General features: G+C 38.5%; 9 protein-coding genes. 3 read left to right on the forward strand and 6 right to left on the reverse strand.

The genetic code is table 11. The features are described from left to right. Positions 1-183: 183 nt before the first annotated feature. Entirely contained in the window at positions 184-3,255 is a 3,072-nt protein-coding gene (locus Q8907_08045) for a DUF2723 domain-containing protein (protein ID MDP4274213.1), read from the forward strand. 461 nt (positions 3,256-3,716) lie between these two features. Here the strand turns inward: Q8907_08045 and Q8907_08050 are convergent, their stop codons facing one another. Both Q8907_08050 and Q8907_08055 read right to left on the reverse strand, forming a co-directional pair. Beyond that, positions 3,717-4,085, reverse strand: a complete 369-nt coding sequence (locus Q8907_08050; GenBank protein MDP4274214.1) for a hypothetical protein — start codon at positions 4,083-4,085, stop codon at positions 3,717-3,719. Positions 4,086-4,095: 10 nt separating this feature from the next. Beyond that, positions 4,096-4,680, reverse strand: coding sequence for a sigma-70 family RNA polymerase sigma factor (locus Q8907_08055; GenBank protein ID MDP4274215.1), 585 nt, complete (start codon positions 4,678-4,680; stop codon positions 4,096-4,098). Positions 4,681-4,834: 154 nt separating this feature from the next. Here Q8907_08055 and Q8907_08060 point away from each other — a divergent pair, with 154 nt between their 5' ends. Together Q8907_08060 and Q8907_08065 are read left to right on the forward strand one after the other, a co-directional pair. Continuing rightward, on the forward strand, positions 4,835-5,194 hold the full coding sequence (locus Q8907_08060; protein ID MDP4274216.1) for a hypothetical protein: 360 nt from the start codon (positions 4,835-4,837) through the stop codon (positions 5,192-5,194). Positions 5,195-5,324: 130 nt separating this feature from the next. Continuing rightward, positions 5,325-6,248, forward strand: coding sequence for a DMT family transporter (locus tag Q8907_08065; GenBank protein ID MDP4274217.1), 924 nt, complete (start codon positions 5,325-5,327; stop codon positions 6,246-6,248). Between the two features lie 206 nt (positions 6,249-6,454). Here the strand turns inward: Q8907_08065 and Q8907_08070 are convergent, their stop codons facing one another. From Q8907_08070 to Q8907_08085, 4 genes are all read right to left on the reverse strand, one after another. Next, the gene (locus tag Q8907_08070; protein MDP4274218.1) at positions 6,455-8,071 is read right to left on the reverse strand and encodes a hypothetical protein; all 1,617 of its coding nucleotides are present in this window, start codon (positions 8,069-8,071) and stop codon (positions 6,455-6,457) included. 207 nt (positions 8,072-8,278) lie between these two features. Beyond that, positions 8,279-8,584: a helix-turn-helix transcriptional regulator gene (locus Q8907_08075; GenBank protein ID MDP4274219.1), complete on the reverse strand. Its 306-nt coding sequence runs from the start codon at positions 8,582-8,584 to the stop codon at positions 8,279-8,281. Next, entirely contained in the window at positions 8,565-8,903 is a 339-nt protein-coding gene (locus Q8907_08080; GenBank protein ID MDP4274220.1) for a type II toxin-antitoxin system RelE/ParE family toxin, read from the reverse strand. Before Q8907_08080 ends, Q8907_08075 begins: the two co-directional genes overlap by 20 nt. A gap of 212 nt (positions 8,904-9,115) precedes the next feature. Next, positions 9,116-9,580, reverse strand: a complete 465-nt coding sequence (locus tag Q8907_08085) for a hypothetical protein (protein ID MDP4274221.1) — start codon at positions 9,578-9,580, stop codon at positions 9,116-9,118. Positions 9,581-9,869: the final 289 nt, after the last annotated feature.

Below are 9,869 nucleotides of genomic sequence, written 5' to 3' on the forward strand. Positions count from 1 at the left end.
CAAATAAAACAAATTATCAAAAAATCAAATAATTAACAAAAATTTAATATAAAGCAGAAGCAACAAACCGTAGGATTAACAATTCTCTATAAAAAGGGAGCAATAAAATTGAGCAGCAAGGCAACTTAAAATTAAAAAATAACGTACTTTCGCTTTCTTTGAGGTTTTATTTATTCTAATAAAATGAAGAAATTCAAATTAATAAACAACATCACGGGTTGGTGCGTTTTTTTGATAGCCGCTGTTGTTTATCTTATGACGATTGAGCCCACTGCAAGCTGGTGGGATTGCAGCGAATTTATATCTACCTCCTACCGTTTTGAAGTAGGTCATCCGCCAGGAGCACCATTTTTTAATATCCTGGCCAGGTTTTTCTCACTTTTTGCAAAGGATGCTGCTCATGTGGCCATGATGGTCAACTCCATGTCGGCTCTTGCCAGTGCTTTTACAATTTTGTTCCTGTTTTGGACCATTACCCATTTGGCCAAAAAAATCATATTGAAAAACCAGGAAAGTGATATTACCACTCCCCAGTTGTTGACCATCATGGGTAGCGGTGTAGTTGGTGCCTTAGCTTATACTTTTTCAGATACATTCTGGTTTTCAGCCGTTGAGGGAGAAGTTTATGCCAGTTCATCTTTATTCACTGCCCTGGTATTCTGGGCAATCCTGAAATGGGAAAATGTAGCCGGTCAGAAACATTCCAGCCGTTGGATCATACTTATTGCTTATCTGATGGGATTGTCCATCGGTGTTCACTTACTGAACCTGTTGGCTATTCCGGCAATTGTCCTGGTTTATTATTTCAAAAAATATCCCTTTACCCCAAAAGGGGTTGTGTATGCTTTGCTTATTTCACTGGGCATTCTGGGAGGCATGATGTATATTTTGATTCCCGGTGTCATCAAGCTTGCTGCATCCTTTGAATTGTTCTTTGTAAACAGCCTTGGGTTGCCTTTCAACAGCGGAGTGGTCATTTATTTGTTCCTGCTGATTTCTGCCGTCATTTATGGTTTGTACTATACCTACAAACATAGGAAAGTTGTATGGAATACGATCATCCTGGCTTTTGCAGTGATCCTTATCGGTTACAGTTCATTTACAATGGTCGTCATCCGCTCCTGGGCCGATCCTCCAATTAATGAAAACAATCCCGACAATGTTTTCAGCTTGCTGTACTATCTGAACCGCGAGCAATACGGCGACAGGCCGTTGCTTTACGGACAATGCTACAGCGCCCCGGTCAGGAAATACAAGGAAGGGAAACCCACCTATACCCAAATTAACGGACGCTATGAGGTGACTTCACATAAAGTAGAAGTTGAATTTGATCCGGCCTTCAACATGATTTTCCCGCGTATGTATAGTTCTGATCCCAGTCATATAAGTGTTTACCAGAACTGGGCAAACATAAAAGGGACAAGGATCAGTACCACCGATGAAAAAGGAGAACAGGTAACTTTGGTCAAACCAACTTTTTTCGAAAATCTTGGCTTTTTCTTCAAATATCAGTTGGGATACATGTATTTCCGTTATTTCCTCTGGAATTTTTCAGGACGGCAAAATGATGTACAGGGCCAGGGAGGAATCCTGCACGGCAACTGGATTACAGGTATACCGTTTTTTGACAGTTTCCGGTTGGGCCCGCAGAAAGATCTGCCGTCAAGCCTTACATCGAACAAAGGGCGCAACCGTTACTTCATGCTGCCCTTGTTACTCGGCCTTCTTGGACTGATGTACCATTACCAGCGTCATTCCAAGGATGCCTGGGTGGTGATGTCGCTTTTTATCCTTACCGGCATTGCCATTGTCGTGTACCTCAACCAGACGCCTTTACAACCCAGGGAACGAGATTATGCCTATGCGGGTTCTTTTTATGCTTTTTGCATCTGGATTGGTATTGGCGTAATGGCGGTCTGCGATATGCTGAAAAGCAAATCACATCCGGTTGCGACAACTGTCCTTGCAACCCTGATCTGCCTGCTTTGCGTACCCTGCCTGATGGCTGAGCAAAACTGGAATGACCACGACCGTTCAGGGAGATATACCGTCAGGGACATCGCGGCGGATTACCTTAATTCCTGTGCACCAAATGCCATCCTATTTACCGGCGGGGATAACGACACCTTCCCGCTGTGGTATGCCCAGGAAGTGGAAGGTATCAGGACGGATGTCAGGGTGGTAAACCTGATGCTTCTGAATATGGATTGGTACATTGACCAGATGAAATGGAAAAGCTATCAGTCCGATCCTTTGCCTATTTCGCTGAGCAGCGACAAATACATCGAAGGCAAGCGCAATATGGTTTATATCATTGAGAAGATGAAAGACTATGCAGGCATCAAGGATGTAATGGACTTTATAGCTTCTGATGACCCAAGGACCAAGTTTGAATCAGAAAATAACGAGGAAGTAGCTTATATGCCTACAAGAAAAGTCCTGGTACCTGTTGATTCAGCAACCGTCTTGCATAACGGGACAGTCGACCCGAAGAATGCAGGTGAAATTGTTCCCTATCTGGAATGGACTATTCCCGGAAGTTATCTGACAAAGAGCGACCTTTTGGTCCTGGATATGATTGCCACCAACAACTGGAAGCGGCCAATCTATTTCACAGCAACGGGAAGGGAAGGTTGCCTGAGCCTGGACAATTACCTGCAACTTGAAGGATTTGCCTACCGCCTGGTACCCCTTGAAACTGTAGCTAAAGACAATTATTTGTCTGTCGGGCGCATTGACACGAAAGTCATGTACAACAACATGATGAACAAATTCAAATGGGGACGCATGAATCAGCCACATGTACTGATTGATGAATTTAATCTGCGGACTTTTCTCATCATAAAGTTGCGGAACAATTTCAACCGCCTGGCTTCTGCTTTGCTTGACGAAGGGAAACGCGATTCTGCTGTAAAGGTTCTCGACCGTTGTGTGGAACTTACCCCGCACAATCAGGTTCCATACGATTTTTACATGGCCGAAATTGCAGAAACTTACTTAAGGGCCAATGAAGTAAAGAAGGCCAAAGCCATTATCGGCAAATTATTTGCAGTCACCGACGAGGACTTAAAATACTATCTGGGCTTAAGTAAGGGCTATGTAAGGATGATTGATTACGATACAAAAATATCGCTTCAAACCTTACAGGAATTGGGAAGAATAACTAAAGAATACAAGTTGGCTCCATTATCAGATGAAATCAACCAGAAATTCTCAAATTATTATAACCTTTTTATGGCCAAAAGCGGAGAATAGACGCTCTGTTGCTGGTTAAATAAAATCAAAGGCCTCGCAGATCAAGTTCTGTGAGGCCTTTTTACTTTCCCTTAAAATTTTTGAACTACCTCAAAATATTTCAAACTTTTTTAAACCCCATCAAACTATCTTTATCTTACAAGTATCTCTTTGTTATCGTATTTTATTATTACACAGAGAGCCACAGAGTTCTTTCACAGAGACTCACAGAGAAATGATGAAAAATATCTCCGTGACTTAGTGTTTATTGTATTTTTGCGTCCCTGCAACATATAGCGTGGAATAGTTTTTCGCAAAGCCGCCAAATCGCCAAGATAAAAAATAGAATTATTTTAAACCCTTCAAACCATTTCAAACCATTTCAAACTATTTCAAACTATTTCAAACTATTTCAAACTATTTCAAACCATTTCAAACCATTTCAAACCATTTCAAACCGCCTCGAACCATATCAAGCTATTTTACAACCTTTTCATCTTCCTGTTTAAAAATTTCATCACCACCTGGTCAACAAAAAAGGTAAAAGTAAGGCAAAGCAGTATTTCGGAGATCAACAAACAATTATGAGAAAGGAAGGCAACAATTTCCTTATCTGAGCCACTTTTTGACTGGAAAGAAAAGAAAAGCGTAAGCCCTAAAATGGCCAATGCAAAAATTATCAGCAGAACCTTCATCCCGAAATCAACTATTAATCTTTGCCAGGCCATACGTTTTTCCACCTTGCTTACAAGCTTGTCGCAAAAAGAATCTGGAATATCAATATCAGGAGCCGTCCTGATGGCTTCATCTATCCATTTATCCAGATCATCAGGTTTATTGTTGCTTTGCATAACTATAAGTTTAAAAATTCAAATCTTCACGGGTATTTTTCATCATATATGACTGAAAAGCCTCACGGATAAGGTTTCTTCCCCGGTTCAGATAACTTTTTATCGTACCCTCCTGCATGGATGTAATTTCTTCAATTTCTTTCAGTGAAAATTCACCGAGATAAAACAAGGTAATCACTGTCCGATAATGAACAGGAAGTTGTGCAATCAACTCGTGCACCATATTTTTTACTTCATCCTTCTGCAACAAATCAAAAGGATTAGCAGCTTCAGGCATCTTAAGAACCACATCAGTCATTCCAGGATTATTATCGGCCAGCACTACTTTTTCGCTTCCTTTCTTCCTGATAAAATCTATACAGGTATTATAAGTAACAGATCCAATCCAGGTAGAAAGTTTTGAATCGCCCCTGAAATGCCGGATGCTTTTAAAAACGCGCAGAAAAACTTCCTGGCACAGGTCTTCTGCATCCTGCTGCCTGGGTACCATACGCCAAACCATCACCCAAACCAGCTTTTGATATTTATTTACCAGAAAGCGGAATGAATTGGTATTGCCGTTTTTTATCTGCTCTATCAGTTCTAAATCTGTCATTGAAGCATTAGTCTAAAAAGGCAATTAAAAGGTTGCAGAAGACATATAAAATTAATTTAAAAAGATATTTGAATATTTATAAATAAAAATCTTTTTCTGCAACCTATTTTAAGAACCATACGACTTATGAATCAAAATAATAAAACTTAAAGATATGAAAGAACTTTTTGTAACGGTAGTAGTCTTTTTTGCACTCTATCAAATCATTAAAATGTTCACGGATTTTCTTTTGAAACGAAGGGTTATTAAATCAGAACATTTCGACCAGGCAGGTATTTTAGCTCCTCCAAAGGAGGATGAAAACGAAGGCCGCTATCCTACCCTAAAATGGGGGCTTGTATGCTTCATGGCAGGTATTGGTTTATTGATTTCCAACCAGCTTTATTTTGCAGGTAAAATGGATGAATATTCAGCAGAAAATTCCATGGCTGCTTTTGGAATGGAACTTGTTTTTATTTCAGCAGGTTTTCTGATTTACTTTCTGATTGTCACCCTGATGAAAAAGAAGAAATAGAAAACCTATTTTCCTGAAAATGAGAAAAGGGTATCGTTCGCGGTATCCTTTTTTCATTTTCTTCAGCCTAAAATCAGGAATTAGGTCTAAAGTTGTGATTATATTTGCCATTGAATTTAAAGATATTTGAATGTTATCAGGATATAAAAAAGCCGGAGTATATTTTTTGCTGACATGGTCGATGATTTTCTGGAGTCTTTCCTTCATTTGGTATAAAGATGCCTACCTGTATTTCAAACCCATTACCACGATATTTTTCCGGCTGGTCATATCGGCCGTTTTCCTGTTTTTTTTAAGCCTCAGTTTAAAAGAACTGCAGAAAGTCAAATTAAAAGACTTCAAATACTTCCTTATTGCTGCTTTTTTCGAACCCTTTATTTACTTCATAGGCGAGAGTTTCGGAATGCAGCTGGTGTCTTCATCCATGGCTGCAGTGATCATCGCCCTGATACCCCTGTTCAGCCCTTTTGCGGGCTATATTTTTCTGAAGGAAAAAGTATCGCCGGCCAATATACTGGGCATCCTACTTTCAATCATCGGGATCATCTTTATAATCTTTCATCACGGATTTCACCTGCAGGCTCCGCTGAAAGGGATCATGCTGATGTTCCTGGCTGTATGTGCGGCCATTGGCTATTCGATCATGATCCGGAAAATTGCCTATAAATACAATTCATTTACCATAGTCACCTATCAGAATATGATCGGATCACTGTTGTTTGCGCCTTTATTTTTTATTCTGGATTTTGATACGGTAAGGCAGACGACATACACCCTGGCAAATTTCAAAGCCATATTTGAACTGGCCATATTTGCCTCATCCTTTGCATTTGTATTTTTTGCCTATTCGATCAGGCATATAGGGGTAACCAAAGCAAATACCTTTACCAACATTATTCCGGTTTTCACAGCCATATTGGCTTATTTTTTATTAAATGAAGAACTGGGCCTGAATAAAATTATGGGCACTTTTCTGGTTATCGTCGGGTTGTTTCTTTCGCAGATTGATATTTCAAAACTGAAAATATTGGCCAAAACTCACTTAAAAAGGTAGTATAAAAAAGATGACTTTTTAAACGGTTATATTATAAACGGTTAACCAGCCTGCCGTCAAAAAATACCCAAAAACCTCATTAAGTACATAGCCCAAAGCCCGGCGGTGTAGTTCAACACAGACTCATCGCCGGTTCTTGCAGACCAATCGGAGTAATATTTATTGACGTTAGTTTTTATTTTTTACAGACATTGGAATAGTCATTTTTAGGGCTTACAGATAGTAATTAAACACATCGAATGGGGCAATATGTCGAGATTGAGTGTAAGTTTATTATTGTTAAGTGTTAGTGTATATTGTTTGTCAGGGCTTAGCTCAGCCGTTTTTTTTAATTTCTCAATTACATCGGGTGCTGCCTGTGGTTTGCCCATCATTTCCCACTCACGGTAGGTGTTGTGTTGCGTTTTCGACAACCAATATTCGGTTATGTTTACCTGTTTTCCGCCGAAATTCAGATTGTCGACCGACAGTTGAACGTTAGTTTTTTGATTGAAATTGTTTTCAAATTCGTTGTAATTGTAAATCAAAAGTTGACATTCATTTTTCCCTTTTGTGGCCAACAGTCCGATGGGTCCACCTGTTTTGGGTCCTGTAATTTTCAACCGGTCTTCGCCTAATAAAGCAAGCATTTCGTACGAAGTAAGTATGGGTTTTGGCACACAACCCGAAGTCATCAAATCTCTTGAACCCCAGAAAATGGGTCCTGTTGCAGCGTTGAACCAGGCGCCCCAGTATAGTAACAGACTTGTTTTGAATTTGTAATTGTCGTTAATGGCGTATAAACAATCGACCAGTTTGGCCAAAAATAAGGCCGAAACTTCACTGTTTCTGTATTCCAGTTCAGGATACTCAGTAACAAACTTCGAATCGCCATGAGAGCACAAGCCCCATTCATTGATATGAAATTCAGTATTTTTAAGCGAAGGATATTTCGATATCAACCGTTCCAATAAAAGCATATCGTTGCTGAACTTCTGCACCATGGGAGACATTTCAGGTGCTTTTACGAGCCATCCGCCCGATATCCCATAAATGTGGTAAGAAATAAAATCGATTGGAGTGCCCACCTTTTTTGTAACATAGTTGGTATCTAAAACTACGTGGTTGAGAAAATCCTTTAAAAACGAAATATTAAAGCAACCCGGCCCACCCACTTTAAAATCGTTGTTGTACGATTTCACGGTATGGGCAAACACGTCATACAACCTAAAGAAATCGGGTAAAAGTTTGCGATCCCAGCCATCGGGTTCGTTCCAAACTTCGAAATACCAAGTTTTCAATTCGTCTTCGCCAAATTCTTTGATTAGGTTTTGCATGAATTTGTCGAGCAATTCCTGCCATTTTTCCCAGCTAACAGGAGGCCCAACATACGATTCAAAAGATTCGTCGTTGGTTTTTGCACTTTTGACATTAAATCCGTCGGGATAAAAATCGAACTCAACTATGGGTTTCATGCCTCTTTTTACATATTCGCGAAATGTTTTGTTGACAATGGAAAAATTGTAGTGATATTCGCCTTTTTGATCGATGGTCAACACCTGGCCGCAGATATTTCCGCCGGCTTTTTTGTCTCCGGCCGAACGATTGCTAAAGGTATTGTGGGTTCTGAAATATTTGACGGTATTGTATTTTTGAGCCCTGTCTAAAAACGTCTGTCCTTCAGGCTCAGGCACTATTTTAAAGAGAAAATCGTACCCACAGGCCTTCCAGAAACCTGTATTTTTGCCGATAGTTTTTGAGTAATCAACTGTGTAATTAACTTGCGCTTTTGTTACCTGCAAAAAGACTACTATTAATAAAATGACACTAATTAGTTTTTTCATATTCAATTAATTATATATTACTCTTAGTTTGGTACCAAAACTACTTCTAAGGAGTTCCTGTCAGTACAAAATTGCCGCTAACGTCCGCAGGTATGAACCGTTGTGTTTTCAGGGCGCTTTGGTTTCTAGGTGGTAAAAGGTAACTAAGTGAGATGACCTACACAAACCCGCTGTCAGCAATGGTTTATACCTGCTGTATGTGGTTTATTATAGTTTTATTGAAAGCTGTAATTGTCCGCCTAATCCAAGCTCAACTATCTTCTGAAGAGTTGAGATACGTACTTCTTTGATGTTATTCTCTATCTTTGAAATATATGATTTTGTAGTACCAACTTTCTCTGCAAGCTGTTCCTGAGTTAAGCCTCTTTCAACTCTTGCTTCATGAATCAGTGCCCCAATTTTGAAGTTTTCATAACCAGCTTCCAGTTCATCTCTTTTAGCAGTTCCACGCTTACCATAGTGTTTATCTTTAAACTGCTCCAGTGTTATGATATTATTCTTTTTCATTTTCATACTCTCCTTTAATCTTTAGTGCCAATTCGATCTCTTGTTTTGGTGTCTTCTGAGACTTCTTTTGATAACCATTTGCGATTACCACCAATTGTCCCTGATCAAAAAAACAAAATATCCTGTAAATATCACTACCCATTTGAACCCTTATCTCATAAAGACCCTCAGTATTCTCAATATGCTTAAGATAAAGATCAGGGACCCTTGGAAGATTTTCAATTAGGTCAAAGGTCCAGATTATTTTGTCTCTTATCTTTTGACATTGTTTTATAAAGAACTTCTCAAAGTAATCCTTATAAAATATGATCGTTCTAAGTTTCATATAAGTTTAACGATGCAAATATAGTAAATGTTGTCCTAAAGTACAACTTATTCATAGGAAAATTGTCTGGTTGAGTAGTTTCCTAAAATCACATACAACGGTGGCTAATGAAAAGTTGTGGATTACAGAGCTATTCTCTTTCAAGGTACACTGAGCTTGATGCGAGGCAATACACTTGAATACCGCTTAAACCTCAATTTATATATAGCGTGTTAGACAATGTTTTTTATTTCTTTATCTATCCAATTCTCCAGTCTTTTCTTATCCCACCGTATCTTTATTTTAGCAAGTCCAAATGGAATTATTGTGAATATAATTGCTATACCAATAAATCCTAAAGAATTCAGAATATCTCTAAAATTATGTGTTATAATCATAAATATTATCAATCCAATCCAAATCATAATAAAGCCAATTATTACGAAACTCGGATTAACTTTTAACTGAATTTCTGTCTTGTTATTATTGTTTTCAATTATACCCGTTACTCTTGACTTAAAAGGGTCAACGAATCCAAATGGTGGACTAATAAACGCTCTTATTTTATTATCTATTATGAATCCATGCATTATTTTGTCTGGGAATAATTGGAACTTATCACAAATTCCTTTTCGCAAAGTGGCTATCACTTTATCGCGATTCTTTCCGGTTTCTTTATTTATTATCTCTGTCAGCATGATTTAAAATATTGCCTAACATCTTTGTAACAACAATATTGCTGTTGTTTCACCTTTAGTTAATTCTTTAAATTATATTCAACTTAATATTCATCAAAAATTTTTAAATGTCAAACGAAAACAATCTATTTTTAAAAATAATCGTATGAATCCTTCAGCTTGCTGACTCTCATATTATAACCCAACCCTCTTTTGTCCCGTCAGGGACAATATATTGGTAGCAAAAAGCGATACCCCGAGTCTTTAAGTGCCGTCAGGTACGATATGCTTAAATATATCCCGGTCTTCA

The sequence above is a fragment of the Bacteroidota bacterium genome (assembly GCA_030706565.1).
Taxonomy (GTDB): Bacteria; Bacteroidota; Bacteroidia; order Bacteroidales; family JAUZOH01; genus JAUZOH01.

What these genes read in the sequence shown, in the direction of transcription:
- Q8907_08045 (MDP4274213.1), top strand. Translation starts at nt 184, where the DNA reads ATGAAGAAATTCAAATTAATAAACAACATCACGGGTTGGTGCGTTTTT.
- Q8907_08050 (MDP4274214.1), bottom strand. Translation starts at nt 4,085, where the DNA reads ATGCAAAGCAACAATAAACCTGATGATCTGGATAAATGGATAGATGAA.
- Q8907_08055 (MDP4274215.1), bottom strand. Translation starts at nt 4,680, where the DNA reads ATGACAGATTTAGAACTGATAGAGCAGATAAAAAACGGCAATACCAAT.
- Q8907_08060 (MDP4274216.1), top strand. Translation starts at nt 4,835, where the DNA reads ATGAAAGAACTTTTTGTAACGGTAGTAGTCTTTTTTGCACTCTATCAA.
- Q8907_08065 (MDP4274217.1), top strand. Translation starts at nt 5,325, where the DNA reads ATGTTATCAGGATATAAAAAAGCCGGAGTATATTTTTTGCTGACATGG.
- Q8907_08070 (MDP4274218.1), bottom strand. Translation starts at nt 8,071, where the DNA reads ATGAAAAAACTAATTAGTGTCATTTTATTAATAGTAGTCTTTTTGCAG.
- Q8907_08075 (MDP4274219.1), bottom strand. Translation starts at nt 8,584, where the DNA reads ATGAAAATGAAAAAGAATAATATCATAACACTGGAGCAGTTTAAAGAT.
- Q8907_08080 (MDP4274220.1), bottom strand. Translation starts at nt 8,903, where the DNA reads ATGAAACTTAGAACGATCATATTTTATAAGGATTACTTTGAGAAGTTC.
- Q8907_08085 (MDP4274221.1), bottom strand. Translation starts at nt 9,580, where the DNA reads ATGCTGACAGAGATAATAAATAAAGAAACCGGAAAGAATCGCGATAAA.